This is a genomic window from Nonomuraea sp. NPDC047529 (genome assembly GCF_040642995.1).
Taxonomy (GTDB): Bacteria; Actinomycetota; Actinomycetes; order Streptosporangiales; family Streptosporangiaceae; genus Nonomuraea.
Map to the genome: position 1 here is coordinate 21,049 of NZ_JBEYTJ010000069.1, position 18,614 is coordinate 39,662.

At 68.2% G+C, this 18,614-nt stretch carries 21 protein-coding genes; 12 read left to right on the forward strand and 9 right to left on the reverse strand.

Features of this window, described 5'->3' with window-relative positions; all coding sequences use genetic code 11:
• Window positions 1–39: 39 nt before the first annotated feature.
• From ABZ815_RS50730 to ABZ815_RS50750, 5 genes are all read right to left on the reverse strand, one after another.
• Complete coding sequence (locus tag ABZ815_RS50730; RefSeq protein ID WP_357710173.1) at window positions 40–867, reverse strand: helix-turn-helix transcriptional regulator; 828 nt, start codon at window positions 865–867, stop codon at window positions 40–42.
• Between the two features lie 444 nt (window positions 868–1,311).
• Window positions 1,312–1,548 (reverse strand): DUF1883 domain-containing protein, encoded by a 237-nt coding sequence (locus ABZ815_RS50735; RefSeq protein WP_357710176.1) that lies wholly within the window; start codon window positions 1,546–1,548, stop codon window positions 1,312–1,314.
• Between the two features lie 147 nt (window positions 1,549–1,695).
• The gene (locus ABZ815_RS50740; protein ID WP_357710178.1) at window positions 1,696–3,732 is read right to left on the reverse strand and encodes a M60 family metallopeptidase; all 2,037 of its coding nucleotides are present in this window, start codon (window positions 3,730–3,732) and stop codon (window positions 1,696–1,698) included.
• Window positions 3,733–4,223: 491 nt separating this feature from the next.
• Window positions 4,224–4,760 carry a hypothetical protein gene (locus ABZ815_RS50745; protein WP_357710181.1) on the reverse strand — a complete coding sequence of 179 codons (537 nt, stop codon included), beginning with the start codon at window positions 4,758–4,760 and terminating at the stop codon, window positions 4,224–4,226.
• A 153-nt stretch (window positions 4,761–4,913) separates the two neighbouring features.
• On the reverse strand, window positions 4,914–5,846 hold the full coding sequence (locus ABZ815_RS50750; protein WP_357710184.1) for a hypothetical protein: 933 nt from the start codon (window positions 5,844–5,846) through the stop codon (window positions 4,914–4,916).
• Window positions 5,847–6,215: 369 nt separating this feature from the next.
• Here ABZ815_RS50750 and ABZ815_RS50755 point away from each other — a divergent pair, with 369 nt between their 5' ends.
• The 3 genes from ABZ815_RS50755 (at window position 6,216) to ABZ815_RS50765 (ending at window position 7,975) form a co-directional block, all read left to right on the forward strand.
• On the forward strand, window positions 6,216–6,809 hold the full coding sequence (locus ABZ815_RS50755) for a hypothetical protein (protein ID WP_357710186.1): 594 nt from the start codon (window positions 6,216–6,218) through the stop codon (window positions 6,807–6,809).
• A gap of 2 nt (window positions 6,810–6,811) precedes the next feature.
• Window positions 6,812–7,579, forward strand: a complete 768-nt coding sequence (locus ABZ815_RS50760) for an ATP-binding protein (protein ID WP_357710189.1) — start codon at window positions 6,812–6,814, stop codon at window positions 7,577–7,579.
• Window positions 7,580–7,654: 75 nt separating this feature from the next.
• Complete coding sequence (locus ABZ815_RS50765) at window positions 7,655–7,975, forward strand: hypothetical protein (protein WP_357710191.1); 321 nt, start codon at window positions 7,655–7,657, stop codon at window positions 7,973–7,975.
• Here ABZ815_RS50765 and ABZ815_RS50770 read toward each other — a convergent pair.
• The gene (locus ABZ815_RS50770; protein WP_357710193.1) at window positions 7,968–8,138 is read right to left on the reverse strand and encodes a hypothetical protein; all 171 of its coding nucleotides are present in this window, start codon (window positions 8,136–8,138) and stop codon (window positions 7,968–7,970) included. The genes ABZ815_RS50765 and ABZ815_RS50770 overlap by 8 nt on opposite strands.
• A gap of 198 nt (window positions 8,139–8,336) precedes the next feature.
• Here ABZ815_RS50770 and ABZ815_RS50775 point away from each other — a divergent pair, with 198 nt between their 5' ends.
• The 4 genes from ABZ815_RS50775 to ABZ815_RS50790 all read left to right on the forward strand — a co-directional run bounded on the left by ABZ815_RS50775 (window position 8,337) and on the right by ABZ815_RS50790 (window position 12,334).
• A complete protein-coding gene (locus tag ABZ815_RS50775) occupies window positions 8,337–9,806 on the forward strand; it encodes an alpha/beta hydrolase (RefSeq protein ID WP_357710196.1) in 1,470 nt (489 codons plus the stop codon).
• Between the two features lie 53 nt (window positions 9,807–9,859).
• Window positions 9,860–10,513 (forward strand): oxidoreductase C-terminal domain-containing protein, encoded by a 654-nt coding sequence (locus ABZ815_RS50780; protein WP_357710210.1) that lies wholly within the window; start codon window positions 9,860–9,862, stop codon window positions 10,511–10,513.
• A gap of 195 nt (window positions 10,514–10,708) precedes the next feature.
• Complete coding sequence (locus ABZ815_RS50785; RefSeq protein WP_352365498.1) at window positions 10,709–11,722, forward strand: helix-turn-helix domain-containing protein; 1,014 nt, start codon at window positions 10,709–10,711, stop codon at window positions 11,720–11,722.
• A 258-nt stretch (window positions 11,723–11,980) separates the two neighbouring features.
• Window positions 11,981–12,334: a hypothetical protein gene (locus ABZ815_RS50790; protein ID WP_357710198.1), complete on the forward strand. Its 354-nt coding sequence runs from the start codon at window positions 11,981–11,983 to the stop codon at window positions 12,332–12,334.
• A 442-nt stretch (window positions 12,335–12,776) separates the two neighbouring features.
• On the opposite strand, the gene ABZ815_RS50795 is transcribed toward ABZ815_RS50790, so the two are convergent.
• Entirely contained in the window at window positions 12,777–12,998 is a 222-nt protein-coding gene (locus ABZ815_RS50795; protein WP_357710200.1) for a hypothetical protein, read from the reverse strand.
• Window positions 12,983–13,366 carry a hypothetical protein gene (locus tag ABZ815_RS50800; RefSeq protein ID WP_357710202.1) on the reverse strand — a complete coding sequence of 128 codons (384 nt, stop codon included), beginning with the start codon at window positions 13,364–13,366 and terminating at the stop codon, window positions 12,983–12,985. Before ABZ815_RS50800 ends, ABZ815_RS50795 begins: the two co-directional genes overlap by 16 nt.
• Window positions 13,367–13,781: 415 nt before the next feature.
• Here ABZ815_RS50800 and ABZ815_RS50805 point away from each other — a divergent pair, with 415 nt between their 5' ends.
• The 4 genes from ABZ815_RS50805 (at window position 13,782) to ABZ815_RS50820 (ending at window position 16,319) form a co-directional block, all read left to right on the forward strand.
• Complete coding sequence (locus ABZ815_RS50805; RefSeq protein WP_357710204.1) at window positions 13,782–14,306, forward strand: HTH domain-containing protein; 525 nt, start codon at window positions 13,782–13,784, stop codon at window positions 14,304–14,306.
• Between the two features lie 5 nt (window positions 14,307–14,311).
• A complete protein-coding gene (locus tag ABZ815_RS50810; protein WP_357710206.1) occupies window positions 14,312–14,923 on the forward strand; it encodes a hypothetical protein in 612 nt (203 codons plus the stop codon).
• Between the two features lie 198 nt (window positions 14,924–15,121).
• On the forward strand, window positions 15,122–15,268 hold the full coding sequence (locus tag ABZ815_RS50815; protein ID WP_352365486.1) for a hypothetical protein: 147 nt from the start codon (window positions 15,122–15,124) through the stop codon (window positions 15,266–15,268).
• A gap of 238 nt (window positions 15,269–15,506) precedes the next feature.
• Window positions 15,507–16,319, forward strand: coding sequence for a class I SAM-dependent methyltransferase (locus ABZ815_RS50820; protein ID WP_352365484.1), 813 nt, complete (start codon window positions 15,507–15,509; stop codon window positions 16,317–16,319).
• Window positions 16,320–16,760: 441 nt separating this feature from the next.
• Here ABZ815_RS50820 and ABZ815_RS50825 read toward each other — a convergent pair whose 3' ends face one another.
• The gene (locus tag ABZ815_RS50825; protein ID WP_357710212.1) at window positions 16,761–17,708 is read right to left on the reverse strand and encodes an IS630 family transposase; all 948 of its coding nucleotides are present in this window, start codon (window positions 17,706–17,708) and stop codon (window positions 16,761–16,763) included.
• Between the two features lie 177 nt (window positions 17,709–17,885).
• Here ABZ815_RS50825 and ABZ815_RS50830 point away from each other — a divergent pair, with 177 nt between their 5' ends.
• Complete coding sequence (locus ABZ815_RS50830) at window positions 17,886–18,356, forward strand: hypothetical protein (protein WP_357710208.1); 471 nt, start codon at window positions 17,886–17,888, stop codon at window positions 18,354–18,356.
• The last annotated feature ends 258 nt before the right edge of the window (window positions 18,357–18,614 follow it).

Sequence of the window (18,614 nt, forward strand, 5' to 3'; positions counted from 1 at the left end):
TGATCGTGCCGCTTGCCAGGGACGATACCCAGACTCCGGTTATCGTGGGTGTGTCACCACCAGCTTGTCGAGCCTGGCCGCGGTCTCGGTGTCAGGCCGGGGGTTGTGCAGCACGAGATGCAGGCCGGGGTGGTCGTTCAACGGCATCTTCAGGGCTTCGAAGTGGAGGTCGCCGACGTCCGGATGACGAATCGACTTCACGGCCGAGTTGCTGTCGGTGACGTCATGCCGGGCCCAGATCTCGGCGAACTCAGAGCTGGCCCTGACGAGTTCGCCGGCGATGCGCTCGAACTCCGGGTCGTCGGGATACTGCGCGGCGTCCGCGCGGAACCCGCCCACCACCTCGGCGGCGTGCTTCGCCCAGTCCAGGCTCGTGGCGCGGAAGCGTTCGTTGCTGAAGTAGGCGACCAGGCAGTTCTGATCGGTCTGGCCGTACCCGAAGACCGCGCGGGTGGCGTCATTCACAGCCACGAAGTCCCAGTGCCTGTTCATGACGTAGGCCGGCCGGGGCAACCAGGCCTCCATCACTCGGCGCAGCTCCGCTGTGACCGAGCCGGCCGCCGTCGCGGCGGGTGGCGGTGGGTTCAGGCCGGACAGCAGGTACAGGTGCCGTCGTTCGGGGGCGTCGAGCCGCAGCGCCCTGCTGATCGCGTCGAGCACCCCGCTGGAGACGGTGATGTCGCGGCCCTGTTCAAGCCAGGTGTACCAGGACACCCCGACTCCTGCCAGCACGGCGACCTCCTCACGCCGCAGGCCGGGGGTGCGCCGTCGGCCTGCCTCCGGCAGCCCTACGTCGCTGGGGGTGAGCCGGCTGCGCCGCGATCGCAGGAAGTCGCGCAGTTCCGCATGACGGTAGTCATTTGCCACGATCGTCAGGATATGGGCGGATGGAATTCCGCTGGTCAGCCAAATGTGTTGGATGTTCGGCGGATGCTACGGCAACCCCCACTCGGGTGGCCTGGGCACGGTGCGCGCTCGGCGCATGCGACTGCTCGATCTCGTCGCGCAACTCCGCGGCTTGCCTGTCCAGTTGTTCGGCGGAGGACGACATTGCTCAATGCCTGCTCAGGCGATCGGATCCAGTTGCATCGGCTGCAAGTCCGCCCGTACGCGCAGGTACCGGACGGCGTGCCGGTGCCGGTGGCCATCTTGTACGGTGTCCACCAGGACCTCCACAACCTTATGTGATCTGTCAAGCCGTCTCAGCCGTCTGTGTCTCAGGAAATCGCTTATGGCACCCGGCTGCTGTCTCAGGGCCGGGGGCTGTACGAGGCCGACGGATGCACCTGGGCGTGGTGAAGTCTCCGCCGATCAGTCGAAGAGCTGAACGACAGTGACGTTCTTGACCCGGTCGTAGCTGTCGACGATCAGGTACCAGTAGTCGTCGTAGGGCACCTGCAGAGTGAGGGGGCTGTAGTCGAAGAAACCGCCGTGGTACGGGTAGGCCTCCTCATCCAGGTACGCCTGATATTCCTCGTGGTCCATCAGACAGACCCGGGCGGTCGAGCCGCGCCCGTGAGGCCCCGACTGGAACACGTCGCCACGCACGCGCAATCCGGTGTCCGCAACAGGCCAGCTCCCTCAGCTGCCCCCGGGCCTGGACCATGGGGAGACCGGCGGCTGCGGCGCCCGCGCCCGGTGCTCCCGCAGGGGGCGGGAGCACCGGGCGGGGGCACCGGTGAACCGGGACCCCGTTTAGGTGTAAGGCTGGATGGCGGTCATGCCGGCGGCGGGCTTGTGCAGGCCCAGAGCTTGCACGGCGTCCCTGATGTCCTTCTCGGTCTCCTTGAGCAGACCCCAGTCGGCGAAGAAGTCGCACAGATCGTGTCCGGAAGCGACCGATGCCGATACCACGAACCACTTCTTGCGTTCGGCGTCGTCGTTCGAGCTCGCGTGCTCGGCCCGGACGTGCTTGTGCCAGGCGGGCAGGAAATCCTCGCCGAGGCCGAGCCGTAACTGCTCGAAGATGGCCTGGGTGTCGACCTGGCTGGACTCGAAGACCTTGTCCGCGCGGGGACGGCTCAGGTAGGCCTGGGTCGCGGTCCAGCGTTTGGGGAATTCGCTGGTGTATTCGTTGGTGTACTTCCGGTGGACGGCCAGCGCGTACAGGTTGACCGAGACCTCGCCGATGCCCTCGGGCCCGCCGTAGGTGGTCTCCTGCTGCATGTGGTGGCCGTACTCGTGGAGCATGACCCAGGAGTGGCAGGCCGCCTCGGTCAGCAGGGCCTTCATGCCGGACCCGGGTGGGGACTCATGGGGGATTCCGATGTATCCCGTCGTCGCGTGCGGGGGGGCGGTGCTGTACGTTTCGACCGCGTACAGGCGCAGGTGGGGGTGGGGGCGGGCGTGCAGGGGGGAGGTGCCGTCCAGGCCGCTGATGTCGTACTGGAGGGCGAGGATCTCCTTGTGCGCGGCCAGTGTCTTGCCCGGGTCGGTGTCCTTGAAGGCTTGGGCGGTGGGCAGCAGCGCGGCGATGACGACCCGCTCGCCCACCATCTCCACTTCCGGCGCCGCCGTCCTGGCCAGCATGGTGCGCCACTGGGCGGCGGTCGTCTGGCCGTCAACGAAGTAGGGGATGGGCTGGGCGGCGCCGCCCAGCAGCAGCCACGCTGCCTCGCCGTCACGGGAGACGGTGGTGTAGCGGATGTGGACGATGCCACCGTAGGGGTCGGTGATCTTATTGATGCCGGGCTTGAGGGCGATCACCCGCATGCTGGGGCTCCACCGGCTGGGCACGTTGCGGTCGGCCAGGCCCGGCGTGCCGATGAGCGCTTCCATCCCCGGAGCGTGGCCGTAGACCGTGACAGTGATCTCCTTGCCCGCCGGTGCGAAATAGCCGGTGGGCTGGAAGTCGGCGTACGCCATGATGTGCTGGAGCCGTACCTCCTCCTCACCGGCGCTGACCGACGGGCTGATGGCCAGGATGCGCGGCTGCGGGAAGTCGACCGTCGCCTCGACCATGGCATAGGCCCGGTGGACCACCTCATCATCGCCCTGCTCGTGGACCCGCAGGCGCATCGTGGTGCTGTCCCACATGTACCTCGAGGGCACATCGGGATTGGTCACCGTGCCCTCGGCACTGAAGTCGCCGATGCTCGCCCAGGTGCCATCCGGCCACTGCGCCTGAAGCTGGCCCGACGCCATGCCACCAGAAACCGAGACCCGCAGCTTGCCGTCAGCCGACCGGACCGCCGACACCCCGGTCATCGGAGGACGCACCCAGGCCCCGGGCAGAGCGGGGAAGGTGAGGCCGCTCTTGGTGATGCGCAGGCGCAGGACGTCCTCGTACCACAGAGACTGCGTGAGCTCGTCGAGGTTGGTCACCTTACCGGCGGCGTCGAAGGTGCCGACAACCACCCAGTGGCCCGAGTCCTCCACCTCGAGCTTGGCCCCCTCCGGCCCGCCCTGCGCCGAGATCAGGAGTTGGAAGTTGTCCAGCAGGGTGGCCACCGCTGGTTGCGGGCGCACGGTGACCTCCCGCATCCCGGAGACCGCGCCGTACTTGTGGGCTCGCAGGCGCACCGTGTTGCGGTCCCACATGTACATCGAGGGCACGTCGGGGTTGGTCACCGAGCCGTCCGCCCGGAAGTCGCCGATGCTCGCCCAGGATCCGTCCGGCCACTGCGCCTGAAGGTTTGCCCCCTCCGGCCCGCCCCGCGCGGTCACCCACAGCTTCCGCTCGCCGGTCCACGTCGCCCACACCTCTTCAAGGTGCGGCTGTTCATCCGACACTGACCTATCACCTTCCCGCCTGAAGCATTCCCTCGACGGCCATCGAGGGAATCGACGTCGCTGCGGCGCATTGCAGCCAGACCGGGCGGCAACGTCTACCTCTCGGGCTCACCACAACCGCCTGCTTCATCCTCCGCCGTCTGCCGACACCCACCAGGTACAACCGCTGTCCAATACCGGACACCCAGCCACCGACTCGACACCGCGCGACCCGCTGCTCCCGTGGGCACGCGTGCCAGCCGCCACAAGCCCCGCCGCGGTCCGGAGAAAGATCGCTAACACAGATGGTGCGGTTCAAAGACAGCCACTCAGGTATGACCGACCTGTAGGGCTGCCCGCGCGGCGGTGGCCTGCTGCCCCCTCGCATGAAGGGGCAGGCCGGTGCTCGTCCGGGAGCGGCTGGAAGCCGGATGACAGATCGTGGCGACGGCCAGGGGTGCCCCGACGGGGAACTCGTGTCCCAGGTGGTCAGGGCAGGATGCGTGGATGGTTCATTCAGACACGAACTCGAAGCGCCAGAGCTGGGTGCCGGATCCGTCTGCAGGGCGCAGTCGCACGTCGCCCCGCGGGATCACCGGAGGCTCGACGTTCCAGAGCAGGTCACGGTAGGGAGCCGTGATGACCCAGGTGTAGCTGCCGGCCGGCGCGATGGTCCAGACCATGGCGTCGTTGTTGGTGATGACCGATGCCCCCTCCTCTGTCCACCGCACTGCGGCGTAGCCGTTGAGGCCGACGTTCTGGATCGTGTATCCGTCTCCGCTGCGGGTGATTTTCCACTGCTCGAACGGGCCTGGGTACTCCCGGGTGCTGGAGACGAAGACCTCCCCACCTGCGTTGTAGGCCCGCACCGAGCTGTACGAGGCCGTGTTGGTGATCCGGTAGATGCCCGACGGGATGGCCGCGGCTTGGGCGCTGTTGGCGGTGGCTGCGGTGGTCAGGCCGCTCATCGCCCAGGAGCAGAGCAGCAGGGCTGCGGCCAGGGCGGTCCTGATGAGGCCGCGCGCCGTGCGGCTTCGGTGTGTCGTCAACAACACATCCTCCTTTTGTAACTGATCGACTACAGAAAGTCAATGCGATGGTCTCATCGCCCAAGGGATCAGTCACTTTTTGTAAGTGGAATGTTGCTGTAAGGCATTGAGGTCTCACCGGGCACCCGAGCAGGTCGCGGTGGCGCTGTTGGCTCAGCCCCTGTTCAGCCGGGTGATGTTGTCCGTGGTGCGCTCTAGCTTCTCGCGCAGGAGCCGATTCTCCTCTTCCAGCTCAGCGTTGCGTAGCGTGAGCACCTGAATGTGATTGGCGTAGGTGTTCACCGTGTCGGCCAGCTCGCGGAGCTCCTCGGCCTTCTCCGACCGCAGCTTCCGCTCGGCTTTCTTCAACCGTGCGATCTCCGCGCGCAGCTCCTCGACTTCGGGCCGGGCGACCGCCGGAGCCGCCAGGAGCTCCTTGACCACCGCGGCGACCGGCGAGCGGTAGTAGGAAGCGCGGGACACGCCCGCCTCGAGGCAGATGTTGGTGACGGTGACGGCGCCGTCGCTGATCTCGGGCCGGCCGAGCGGCTTCGCCCGCTTGGCGCAGACGGCGATGGCAGGCTGGAAGAAGCAGTCGTTGAGCACGCCCGGGTGCAGCACCTTGGTGAGGTGGCGCAGCATCGTGCGCAGCCGGGACGGGCTGGCCACGACGCCGGGCAGGTCGCCGAGCTCGCGCCGGATCCGGTCGAACTCGGCGTCGATGCGCTGGGCCGCACCGCCGCTGGCGCGGCCGCCATCGTTCCAGTCCCGATAAAGATCTTCGAGATAGTCAAGCTTCGTGACGGCCTCCTCCGCGGCGACTTCGGTGGCGAACCCGGACGCTGAGGTGCCCGCATAGCCTTCGAACATGCTGTTCCAGGCATGTTGATATTGCCGGGCGCCAGCCACAATTCCGAAGGGCTGGTGAGCGATGTGCCAGGCGAGGGTTTTCCGGAATTGCCGGGTGTCGAAGTCCCAGGGCAGGCCCTCAGCGTTGGTGCCATCCTCGTCGTCGCCGGTGGCGACCTCGTGCGGGATGAAGAGGGCCTCAGGGGTGCTGAACAGCTCGTTGACGTGGTCGCGGAAGTTCTTCAGTCGCTCGCTCATGTTCCTGAGCATGAGAGTTCTCATTCTTCTGCCAGTACCGATTCGCATCGGGTTGTCAGTAAGCCCAGGTGGCGCTTCATAGGAGTCGATTCTGGCATCGGGATGGAGGAACGGGCGGCCAAGCGCGAGGCGAGCGACCCTGGGTAGTCGGGCATTTCCTCACCGTCCCAGTTTCCTGGCTTCGATCGTTACGGTATGGAATCGTCTGGATTGCTAGAGTTACCATCCGGGATGGTGGCGCATGTGACCGAACTGTCCAGTGCGGTAGCGCGTCTGCACGCGTGCTCACCGCCGGCGCGAGGGAGCGGCATCGCGGGAACACGTCGACACCTCGAATGGGGGAGTCTCCATCAACTCCGCGGTCCCGCCATGCGCCGCCTTCTGGCCTTCGATGAGCGTCAGGAGCTCACCACTGCGCACGTCCGCCTGCTGAGCTCCTGCATGGGGATCAGCGAGCGGACCCTGTGGCGATGGATCCGCGCCGGATATGAGGAAGGCCGCACGGAGCGAAAGCCGCACCCGCGGTTCGTCTGGACCGAGGACCTTCCCCCGGAGCGTGGGCTGATGGAGATAGCGCGGCAGGGAACACAGGAACAGCTGTTCGACGCCCGCACCGGCGCCCACCTGGGGCCGGCGTTCCTGGCCGATGCGGCCACCGCGCAGCAGCAGGCCGAGGTCATGGCCGCGCGCCGACAGGCCCAGCAGGAGCGGGAGCGCCTGCTGAAGGCGGCCGCCAAGAAGCGCCGCCCACGCTATGCCGCTGTCACCGAGGCCCGGGCACCGCAGCCGCTGCAGACGCAGACCACGGCCGAGGCCCAAGCCGAACTGGACGCCTCCTACCACCAGCTGCCGCGTCACCTGCCCCGCCCCTCCGGCCTCCCGCTGCCGCCGCCTGTCGCCGGTTGGGTCCGGCCCGGCGAACACGCAGAAGACCCGTCGACCGGCGATGCGGCAGGAGGATGAGCGTGGAGCGGATCTGGTCGAACGACGAACCTGACGATCATCACATGCGGCTGCCCGGCGCCCGTTCGGTGGTCACCGGCGACGCGTTGATCACCAAGGAGAACCTCGCCCAGGTGATCAAACTTCAGGGCAGGTTGTGCCTGTACGGGGAGGCGGGTGTCGGCAAGACGTTCCTGACCCGCGGCGTGCTGCGGGAGCTTGCACCGGTGAGCACGTTCTGGGTGCGTTTTCGCGCCCACCCCTACCTGCGTGATATCCGCGAGGCGCTTTTCGAGTCGCTGGGCATGGCCGGGCCGGTGCCGCGCCGTGCCGGCCAGTTCGACCGGCTGATCCTTCAGCAGTTGCGCGGCGAGTTCCGGGTTTTGGTGTGTGATGAGGCCCAGTGGTTGTCGGCTGAGTGCTTCGAGCTGTGGCGCTTTTTGTGGGACGACAGGGAGACGAAGATCGTCCTGGTGTTCGTCGGCGGCCACAATTGCTACAAGGTGCTGCGCAGCAAGCCGATGCTGGCCTCGCGGGTGACGATCTGGCAGGAGCTCCAGCGGCTGTCGCGCGAGGAGGTCGCGACCGTCATCTCCGCCTTCCATCCGGTCTGGGCGCAGGTCGACCCTGCAGATCTGGCCTTCGTCGACACTCGCGCGGCCCATGGCAACTTCCGGATGTGGGTGACCATCACGTGTCTGGCTGTGGAGGCGCTGACGCTCTTCGATCAGCCGCGTGTCGACCGCAAGGTGCTGGAGTGGGTGTTCAGCAAACTCGGCGGCAGCCCATGACCGTTGTTCGAGCAGGCCCGCGCGCGCCGCCTGGTGCGGCCCGAACCGCCATCGCGCCCGATGCGATGCTCCAACTTGTCCACCGACACCGCTGTGGTCACCGAGGCGCTCGCCACGCCGCTGCCGCCGCTGCCGGACAGCGGGCTGACCAGGTTCCGAGCCGATCTGCGCCGCCAACTCGGCCCCGATGACTTCGCGCTGGCCGATGCCCTGTACCGGCAAGCGATGGACTCGGCCTGCGCGTTCCTCACCGGCCACCCGGACTATCACGCCGATCCCGTGCCGCGCGCGGCCTGCCGCGCCCGTGCGCTGGCACCGGCGGGTTCACCCGCCAACGGGACCGTGGTCTGCAACCCCTTCGCTTCGACGACTCGGCCGGTCCATTCAGTTACCTGACCCAGCTGCTGTGCGGCAGCCCCAGCCCTGCCCACTCGCTGGTCCTAGTCCCACCGAGCGCGTCGATCGCCTTGGTGAGGCCGGCCACCTGGGCGTCGGCCGCCTCCGCCGTCAGGCGGGGCAGCGGAACGACGGTCACCTCCCCGGGGCTGACGTTGACCACGACCACGGGGCTGCGTCAGTCAACACGAGTTGCTCATCGTGCAGGCGTCCAGGCGTTGAATCTGTTCGATCTTGCTCTGGGAATGGTTCTCTTCCACTCCTCCCGCGCTGACCGCCTTCGCCGTATAAGCAACTCGGGTTGACTATCCCGGATTTAGTCAACTATGGTTGCTTGCATTCCCGATGAAGGACGTCCCACATGAATCTCCCCCATGCCCTAGTCGGCATAGTGCTGACGGGAGCCACGCTCCTGCCAGGCCCCACGACCACTGCCCTGACCCGCTTCTACGACCAGCCCGTCGAATGGGCGGCCTGCGGCGACCCCCTCCTGGACCATGTGGGCGCCCAATGCGCCGAGATCACGGTCCCGCTGGACTACTTCAAGCCGCAGGGCAAGACGATCAAGGTCGCGATCTCCCGCATCAAGGCCACCGACCCGGGCAAGCGGCGCGGCGTCATGCTGTCCAACCCCGGTGGTCCCGGCGGTGCGGGCCTGAACTTCATGGGCTACATCAGCCAGCGGATGACCCCCGAGGTCACCTCCCGCTACGACCTGATCGGCATGGATCCACGCGGCGTCGGCAGGAGCGCACCGGTCGACTGCGGCTGGCCGATCGGGCACATGCTCTGGTCCGCCGGGCCGACCCGGGCGAGCTTCCGCCGGGCCGTACAGACGCAGGCCGATCTCGCGCAGCGGTGCGCGCAGCGGGAAGGCGACCGGATCGCCCACATCACCACCCGGAACACCGCGCGGGACATGGACGTCATCCGCGCCGCCCTCGGCGAGGCGAAGATCTCCTACTTCGGCATGTCCTACGGCACTTACCTCGGCGCGGTCTTCACCCAGATGTTCCCGCAGCGCAGCGACCGCTTCGTACTGGACAGCGCGATCGATCCGGCCCAGTACATGGCCGGGTCGATCAGGAACAGCGGACCGGCCAACGAGGCCGCGCTCGACGACTGGGCCGCCTGGACCGCCAAGCGCGACCCCGAATACCACCTCGGCGCGACGGCACGCCAGGTGCGGGCCCGCGTCGAGAGCTTGGTCAAGGCCCCGATCCGCATCGGGGAACATCTCGTCGACGAACGTTTCCTGCCCATGGTCATCTTCACCCTGCTGCCCGACGCCAGGGAGAACGCCCGTCTGGCCGCGCGGGTGCGGCTGCTCGCCGAAGCCGCCGAGGGCAAGCCGGTCCGCCCGAGCGACGACTTCGAACAGGAACTGCAGTTCACGCTGTACGGCAAGCCGCAGGGCTACTCCAGCCAGGCCGCCGTCATCTGCGGCGATGCGGCAGTGCCACGCGACCCCGAGCGGTACTGGCGCGCCATCCAGCGCAGCCGGGCCACCCAGCCGGTGTTCGGACCGTATGCGAACAACATCACCGCCTGCGCCTTCTGGCCCACCCCCCGCGAGCCCGCGACCAAGGTTGGCAACGACGTCCCCGCACTGATCGTCCAGGCCACCGGCGACACCCGCACGGTCTACCAGGAGGGCGTGAACCTGCGTCGGGCGATGCCCGCCGCACGCCTGGTCACCGTACGGGACGTGCGTATGCACGGCGTCTTCGGCCGCCTGCCCAACACCTGCGTGGAGACGGCCGTGAACACCTACTTCGCCAGCGGCACCCTGCCCGCCGACGATCTCACCTGCCGCGCCGATCCGTCCTGACCAAGTGGGCCACAACCAGTCGGCCCCGTCGTCGGTCAGCGCCTCGCCGACGCATACCCGCTTCGCCCACGCCGCCCGCGCTCAGGCGGTCGGTGGTCGTCGTCGGCGCGGGGTTCCTTGGTACGGAGGTCGCCGCCGCCGCCCGGCAGCTCGGCCTGGACGTCACCCTGGTCGATCCGCTCCCCGCGCCGTTGATCGACCGGCTCGGCGACCGGGTGGCGCGGCTGCTGGCCGGATTGCACGCCAGGCACGGCGTCCGTCTGCGTCCCGGCACCCTGGTCACCGGCCTGACCGGCCACGACGGCCGGGTGAACGGGGTGCCGGGCCGCACCCGGCGTGGTCGCCGCCGGCGACGTCGCCTCCTGGCGGCACCCCGGCTTCGGCCGCCTGCGCGTCGAACACCGGCTGAACGCCAACGGGGCACGGCCGCAGCCTGGACGCTCCTCGGCGGCCAGGCACCCTTCGCACCCGTGCCCTACTTCTGGACCGACCAGTACGACGTGAAGATCCAGGTCCACGGCGTCACCGGCGGCGACGCCCGGTTCCAGGTCGTCGCCGGGGACCCCGCCACCGGCCGGTTCGCCGGCCTGTACGGCAGGGACGGCCACGTCATCGGCGCCCTGACCTGGAACCTGCCCCGGCAGGCCCGCGCCCTCCGCCGACACGTCGCCGAACGGACCCCGTGGCGCCAGGCCACCACCGGATGACCCGGCACTCGACCGCTCCTGGGCAACGGCGGTACGGACAGCGGCACGGTCACCGGCACGGTCGCCGGCACGCACCCCGCTGCGGTCGGCCGGCTCGGCCTCAGGATGGCCGATGATGTGGTCGGCGGGGCGCATCGGCCTGGCTTCTCGTCACATCCGAGTATGTCTCGAACGCTCGAGATCATGTCATGAGAGGTGAAATTGGGAATCGTCACCCTGCACAGCACGGACCTGCCGCCCGACCAGCGATTCGACTGGTGGTGCGACCTGATCAGCCACGACGTGGCGCCCATCCAGATCACCAGCGACCACGCCGCCGACTTCCGGGCGTCGGCCGGGGCGATCGACCTGGACACCGTCCAGGTGACGACCATGTCGTTCCCCGCGCTCAGCTCCGTGCGCACACCCGCGCTGATCCGCCGCTCCGACCCCGAGAGGTACGAGCTCGCCCTGATCGTGGGAAGCACGATGTGGATCTCCCAGGGCGGCAACGACACCCGGATGGGGGCCGGCGATCTGGTGATGTGGGACACCTCCCACCCGTACCAGGGCGGCGCGTTCGACGGGCCGGGGCCGGCACGGGCGATCATCGTGCATCTGCCCAAATCCGAGCTGCCCCTGCCGTCCGGCAAGGTCGACGCGCTCCTGGCCCACGCGATGCCCGCGAACGGCGGCGTCGACGCGATCCTGGCCGGCTACCTCAAGACGCTGGTGCGCGAGGCGCGGTCCATGTCCTTACCCGAGGTACGGCGGCTCGGTGCCGCCACGCTGGACCTGGCCCTGGCCTTCCTCGCCCACCGGCTGAACGCACAGGACCGCCTGCCCCCCGAGACCCGGCAGTTCGCCCTGGTGGCGCGCATCCGGGCGTTCGTCGAGCACAACCTCGCCGACGCCGACCTGACACCCCGCGCGATCGCCCACCGGCACCACATCTCCGTGCGCTACCTGCAACTGCTGTTCCAGCGTCAAGGCACAACGCTGACAGAGTGGATCCGCCGCCGCCGTCTGGAGCACTGCCGCGCCGACCTGGCCGATCCCCGCCTGGCCGGGCAGCCCATCCACGCCATCGCCGCCCGCTGGGGATTCACCCGCGCCGCCGACCTCAGCAAATCCTTCCGGGCCAAGTACGGCCTGTCGCCCAAGGACTATCGGCACGAGGCCCTGACCCGCGCCACACCAGAGGCGGACGACAGCCACGCGCGACGATGACGTCGAGACCTCCCCGGCTGCCGGCCGCCGGTCAGGCCGGCCCTCTACCGGCAGCGCCACGTCGTGGAGAGCGGCATCAACCGGCTCGAACGCCATCGCGCTGTGGCGAACTCGCCGTCCGCTGTCGTGCGCTCATTGCCAAGACACAGTGCGCGCCGCGCTGACGACTTTCATGATCGACCGCAACTAGGCTGCGCACGTCGGATCCCAGCGAACGGGATTCGACGCCACGAATTTCATGGGATGAGGGGAACGGGAATGACAAGAAGACTCAGGCGGTGGGGTGCCCTCGGGGCCGCGGCCGTATCCCTCGCAGGGACCATGGTCGTCGCGGGCGGCGCAACAGCGGCGCACGCGGACACCCGGTGCAGCGCGGATCCGATCTACATCAACGACAGCCCCGGCGGGGACCCCAAACAGCGGGCGTACGGCCACTCCCACAACACCGGTAACCACTACGTCAACGGCTCCCTTTACGACGCCTATCGGGGATTGCACAAATGGTTCTGGATGGCTGACAACGACGGCGGGTCGGACGGCGACAGCGCTGACACCTTCTATGGCAATTCCTGGTGCTATTCGTCCGCGCCACCACAGCCGGGCGTTGCGTGAAGGCGGTTCTGGCGCAAAAGAGCAGGATGCTGTGACGGCACGTGTCCATGATCGCGGTGCTGTAACTGCCCGCACGTGAGAACGACCGCTCGTGATGATCAGGTTGGATCAGAAGCCTGATCTTCACGGACGGCCGTAGGGGTTGTCGCGCGGTACTCGCCGAGGGCGACTGGCTGGAGACGGTCCCGGCGGATCGGTGGCGGTCATGATGATGGGCGGGCTCTACCCCTGGCTAACCAGCCCCGACTTCATCAGGCTGCCGCCTGCTGGGTTTTCCAAGCCTTCCAGTCAGAGGGTGCGCAAGGTCGTGCCGGCCATCAAGACGATCAGAGCTCCCGCCAACGAGGGCTTCGGCGACCCCCGCGACGTGGCGCCCTAAGATCCCGACCAGCGGCTCGTCGAGCAACAACGGATCATCAGCTCTGCCGGCTGCCGCTCGGCCTCAATCGGCGAGTCGCATGACGATGCGGGGCACTCCGGCGGCCGTCGATCCGGTATCGGCGATCGTGACGAAGCCGGCGGACTCGGACAGAGACCGCGTACCGACGAACGCCAGCATGGTGTCGATCTTCTTGCCGGTGTTGTCGACCGGGTAGCCCTCGACGGCCGCGGCGCCGTGCCCGCGCGCGAACCTGGCTGCGCCGTCGATCAGCGCCTTCGCCACCCCCGGCCGCAGTGGCCGGCGCGGACCTTGAGACACCAGATCGACCAGATCGCGAGGTCGTCGTCGAGCTTGGGGATCCTGCTGTTGCGAGCGATGGAGTACACCCCGGCGCGGGGCGCGACACTGGCCCAGCCGACGACCTCATCGACGTCATGGGCCAGGACGCCCGGCGCGACGGGCTGCCGGCACAGGCGTCGCATGTAGCCTGGCCGTGCGTCAGGGCCGAGTTCGCGGTTGACCGCGGGGTCGATGCGATGGCTCAGGCACCAGCAGGCGGTCGTGCCCGGCCTTGTGGGGGCGAGCATGATCGAGACGTCGTCGAAGTGGTCCGCCGACGCGGGCTCGATCCTGAAGGCCGGAGCGCTCATCGGCCGAGGGGCGTCAGTACGGCGATCTTCCATTGCGCCCCGTGTCGATGAGTTGATGGAGGTGGCGTTGGGTGGCGGCTCCGTCATGGCGCCAGGTGACGTCGGCCCAGGCGCTGTGCGCCGTCTCGGCGACCAGGGTGATGTCCGCCGCCAGGTCGTTCACGCCGTCGTACTGACCTCAGGCGGCGGCGAAGAACTCCTCGCTCTGTCCGGCGTCCGGCACGGCGATGGGATGGCCGGGGGGACAGGATCAACGACGGTATCGCGTACATGTCGGCCATGGTCTTCTCGTCCCGGGCGAGCAGGGCGCGAGCGTATCGGTCGAAGAATGCGTGCACGACGGTGGTCATGCTCATGAGGTGTCACGCTAGCGACGAACCTGGACAAGCTTGTGTCCTGGTTACGATCCTTCGCCATGAAGTCGTCCGCAAAGTCCGTTGCCTCGCGCGACAATCACCTGACGATCCGCCGTGTCGAGCGCCGGCAACACCTCATCGAACGGCTCCACGCCGCCGCCGATCGGATCACCGTCGGCACCCTCGCCCGCGACTTCGGCGTCTCCGCACGCACCATCGCCCGTGACATCGAACGGCTACGACAGTCGGGCGTCCCCATCGACGTCACCACCGGCCGCGGCGGAGGAGTGGCCATCAACCGGCACCACCGCATCCCCGCCATCGCCTTCGACCTCCGCGAGATCGCCACCCTGATGGCCAGCCTCACCGCGCTCGGCCCCACCACGAGCCCGTCCGCGACGTCCGCCATGGACAAGCTCGCCACCGCGCTCACCGGCGGCCGCACGCACCCGGCGCTACGACACGGTTCCCAGACCTGCTGCAGGCACCGGCAACCGACGGATCACACCCGCACAGCCCGACCTCCGCCATGGCGTTCGGCGCACCGCGCCGACGTCGCCGGGAGGCACCCGCCGTTAGCCTGATTCCCATGCTGTTCAAGCGCCGAGACCTTGAGCGCATCGCGGACGGGACCCTCACGCTGGCCTTCCGCCGCTGGCAGCGCAACGCCGTGCGTCCGGGCAGCCTGCTGCGCACCGCCGTCGGCATCGTGGCGATCGACACGGTGGAGGAGATCACCGAGGCCCAGGTGACCGCGCAGGACCTCCGGCGCCCGGGCTACGCCACGCCCGACGACCTGTGGAAGGAACTGGCCCGGCGGCCCGACGGACAGCTCTACCGGATCAGCCTGCGCATAGCCGGCCCGGCCCCCGGACAGCGCTCCGTGAACGCAGCGACCTGCACGCCGAACAGGCGGCCGAAAATACAGCGCCGCCTGGCCGGCATCGATAAGGCCGCCCGCCGCGGCCCCTGGACCCACGACCTGCTCCGCCTCATCCACGAACTGCCCGCGACCGCCGCCGCCGAGCTCGCCCAGCACCTCGGGCGCGACACCCAGGCCCTCAAACGGGACGTCCGCACACTCAAAGGCCGCAGCCTGACCGAGAGCCTGGAAGTCGGCCACCGGCTCTCCGTGCGGGGAGAGGCTCTGGTGAAGAGGGCGAAGACGGCGGCGAATGATGTTCCGGACAGCACGCCCTGAATCCCTCGGTCAGTGCTACGGGAACTCCACATTGCGTTGATGTCGAAGGAAGCGTGCGTTCAGTGCCAACGACATGAAGAGGTCGATCATGTGAGGGTCGACAGCGACATTTCGGCTCGCCTCACAACGATCGGAGAACCCGTGGCTCGTGGAAGCGCGGTCTTTGGGTCGCCGGCGTCGGCCGCGACGTCCTCGGCCATGGGACCGCACCGGGAGAGCGCCGCGCGCTACTACAGCATGGACATGTACGACAGGTGCCCCCGGACCGGCCGCGGTCACCAGTGCGTCGAGTTCCCGGTGAAGTGGGGAGACCCGTACCTCGAACTGTGGATCCTCATGTACTGACGAAACGCGCCGGGGCCGGAGGCGGGCCAGAGATCCCCGCCATGGCCGGGTGCATGGACGCGGCGGGACGACACCCGCGCGGCGTCGCAGCAACGCTGCCACACCTCCGAAAGCGCTGGGGCTCGACATCGCGGGCGGCGAGGGACACCGCACCGAGCGCATCAAGGCCGGCCGCGACTCCCCGACATGGCCACAGAACTCCGCAGCCCGCCATCCGTTACGCCGTTAAGGAATCACCATGTACCGCTGGCAACCCGACCTCGGGCTGATCCAGGAAACGCTCCTGCTCACGCTCCACGCCAGAGCCCGGGACGCCGAACTGCCCCGCCCGATCCTCGGCGACACGCTCTCCGCCGACCTGGCCGGCAGAATCGACTATGACTTCGGCAAGCTGAAGGTCAAGACCAACGTCGTCGTCACCACGGCCCTGCGCTCCAGGAAGCTGGACGACGCCGTCCGGGCCTTCGTCGCCGCTCACCCCGGATGCGTGGTGCTCGACCTGGGCTGCGGCCTGGACACCAGGATGCGGCGCTGCGATCCGCCGCCGGGCGTCGACTGGTACGACGTCGACTTTCCCGCAGTGGTGAGTCTGCGATCCGCACTCCTGCACGGCCGCTCCCACCTCGTCGGAGCCAACCTCACCCGCTCCGACTGGCTCACGGCCATCCCCGATGACCGCCCGGCGATGATCGTCGCCGAAGGGCTGCTCCCCTTCATGCCCGGCGACTCCTTCCAGGCCCTGGTCCGCGAGCTGGCCGGCCACTTCCCTTCGGGCGAACTCGCGCTCAACGGCTACACCCGCCTCGCCGCCTGGGCCATGAAGCACCACCCGATCATGAGGACACTCGGCATGGAAGCCGCCCGGGGCTTCGACGACCCGCACGAACCCGAGTCCTGGGACGCCAGCCTCAAACTGATCGAGGAACAGATCCTCAACCGCGCACCGGAAGTAGCCCTGTTCCCGCAACCGCTACGCGCGCTGACCCGTCTCACCGCCCGTAGCACGGCCTTGTCCCGCCAAGGAGCACGCATTCTCCGTTACCGGTTCTGAGCCGGGGCTGATGGCACGGGGAACGTACGCGAGCGCGCCTGCCCAGCGAGGATCCCGGCCAGGTCCGCCGCCTGGACGGCGGGAAGGCTGACCAGCAGCTGTTCCCACTCGCGCCCCGCCTCTGTCCTTCGGAGCCCTGGCCTGATCGACAACGGCCGTCCGCCGATTCCGCACGCCATGGGCGCGTATGAGCCGTTCCACGGCCGGTCGATGGTGATCCTCACTGCATGAGCTGGCGGCGTGGACCTTCACCTCGAGGACGTCGCGGTACGGGCTCGACCCACCGGCCACAGAGCGCCGGCAGGCAAGCGGCTGGGTCAGGTCGAAGGAGATGGGCGGCGTGGTGGGCTGGATGGTGTCGACCGGATTGATGGTCCCCATCGCGGGGTCCCGGGATCCGATGTCCCGGGGGAGGGTTGGGACCGGCGTCGCACGGCTGCGTCACCCTAGTGAGCCGGTTTTTGAGATTCGGTCGCAGTAGCGGCAGATGCGGTCGAGGATCTGGTCGGCGGTCTTGGTCCACCTGAACGGCTTGGCGTCCTCGTTCCAGACCTTGATCCACTCCTCCAACGCGGCCTTGAGAGCGTCCAGGGAGCAGAAGTTGCCCCGCTCCAGACAGCGACGCTCCAGTTCGGCGAACCAACGCTCCGCCTGGTTGATCCAGGAGGAGTAGGTCGGAGTGAAGTGCAACGTGAAGCGCGGGTGGGCCAGCAGCCAGGCGTGCACCACCGGCGCCTTGTGGGTGGACAAGTTGTCGCAGATGAGATGGACCGCCAGGCCCGGTTCGACCTGGCGGTCGATCTCGTCCAGGAAGTCGCGGAAGTCGACGGCACGGTGACGGGCCGACAGCTTGCCGATCACTTTGCCGGTGGCGGTGTTGAGCGCGGCGAACAGGTCCACGGTGCCGTGCCGGACGTGGTCGAAGCTGCGCCGCTCGGGCACGCCGGGCGGCATCGGCAGTGCCGGTGCGCTCCGCTGCAACGCTTGGATCTGCGGTTTCTCGTCGACGGCGAACACCGCGGCATGGGCCGGTGGGACCAGATACAGCCCGACCACGTCCCGGATCTTGTCGATCAGCAGCGGGTCGGTGGAGATCTTGAAGTTCTGGGTGCGCCAGGGCTGCAGCCCGAACGCCCGCCAGATGCCGGCCACGCTGGTCGGCGAGATGCCCACCCGGCGGGCTAGTTCCCGCTTGGACCAGTGCGTGGACCCCTCGGGCACCTCCTCCAGGGTGCGCACCACCACCTCCTCCTCCTGGGCGTCGGTGATGGTGCGCGGCACGCCCGGCCGGGGCTCGTCGGACAGCCCGTCCAGCCGATGGGCCAGGAACCGGCTGCGCCGGCGGGCCACCGCCTGCCTCGGCGTTCGCGTGCGCGCGTGACGTTGAATACGGGAGACCGACCATGGACACCATCAGAATGACCGCCTTGGCGATGGCCGCGGCGATCGTGCTCGACGGCTGCGGGGGTGACGCCGAGCCCTCCGGGAAGGCGCTTCACTCCGTCGAAGTCGGCCGCGACGGCACTGGAGAAGAGGCGCCAGTTCGAATCCGTCAAGGCGGACTGCATGAAGCAGAAGGGCTTCAGGTACATCCCCTATGTGCCACCGGAAGATCCCATGACCGACGACGAGCGCAAGCGCAGAGCCGGCGACTATGAGGCGTTGAAGGCCCAGCGGGCGAAGTACGGCTTCGGGGTCTTCTCGGTGTACGTCTACCTGAAGGGCCCGGACGCCCCCGACTTCATGCCCGACCTCTCAGGGGCCGACCCCAACGGGGATATCTGGACGAAGCTCTCCCCAGCGCAGAGAACAAGCTACTGGAAGGCCGTGGACGCCTGCATCGTCGACGCGGCCAAGCGGGTCCTCGGCAAGGAGCTGAAATCCGGCGAGGACCTGTTAGCGCAGTCCGCCGCCGCGGAGAGGGCGGGTAAGCGCGCGATTCTGGACGATCTGGAGTGCGGCAAGGACTTCTATCGGGTCTACACCCCCAAGCTGGAGGCCATCCATCAGAAAGTCGCCGAGGAGTTCGGCAACTGACGCGCTCACGCTTCGCGTTTCCGTGAACTCCGGCACGACAGGTGCGCGGCCTCCGAGGGCGTGCACGCAGCACAACACAGGCGAGTCCCGGCGACGCACAGCTCGTGTCAGCGGCCATGTCAGCACGACGACGGCCCGGTGTCAGGGCGGTCTGCGAAGGTGAACGTCATGAACGGTTCAGCGACTGAGGCCCGGGGAGATCCGCTCGGGCGATCCGACCTGAGCCGTCCAGCCCTCCGGGCATCGGCAGGGACCGCA

Bases quoted from the DNA above. Each gene is read 5' to 3' on its own strand.
- ABZ815_RS50750 (WP_357710184.1), bottom strand. From the start codon at position 5,846: ATGAGCGAGCGACTGAAGAACTTCCGCGACCACGTCAACGAGCTGTTC.
- ABZ815_RS50755 (WP_357710186.1), top strand. From the start codon at position 6,216: ATGCGCCGCCTTCTGGCCTTCGATGAGCGTCAGGAGCTCACCACTGCG.
- ABZ815_RS50775 (WP_357710196.1), top strand. From the start codon at position 8,337: ATGAATCTCCCCCATGCCCTAGTCGGCATAGTGCTGACGGGAGCCACG.
- ABZ815_RS50790 (WP_357710198.1), top strand. From the start codon at position 11,981: ATGACAAGAAGACTCAGGCGGTGGGGTGCCCTCGGGGCCGCGGCCGTA.
- ABZ815_RS50800 (WP_357710202.1), bottom strand. From the start codon at position 13,366: ATGAGCGCTCCGGCCTTCAGGATCGAGCCCGCGTCGGCGGACCACTTC.
- ABZ815_RS50805 (WP_357710204.1), top strand. From the start codon at position 13,782: ATGAAGTCGTCCGCAAAGTCCGTTGCCTCGCGCGACAATCACCTGACG.
- ABZ815_RS50810 (WP_357710206.1), top strand. From the start codon at position 14,312: ATGCTGTTCAAGCGCCGAGACCTTGAGCGCATCGCGGACGGGACCCTC.
- ABZ815_RS50815 (WP_352365486.1), top strand. From the start codon at position 15,122: ATGGGACCGCACCGGGAGAGCGCCGCGCGCTACTACAGCATGGACATG.
- ABZ815_RS50820 (WP_352365484.1), top strand. From the start codon at position 15,507: ATGTACCGCTGGCAACCCGACCTCGGGCTGATCCAGGAAACGCTCCTG.
- ABZ815_RS50830 (WP_357710208.1), top strand. From the start codon at position 17,886: ATGAAGCAGAAGGGCTTCAGGTACATCCCCTATGTGCCACCGGAAGAT.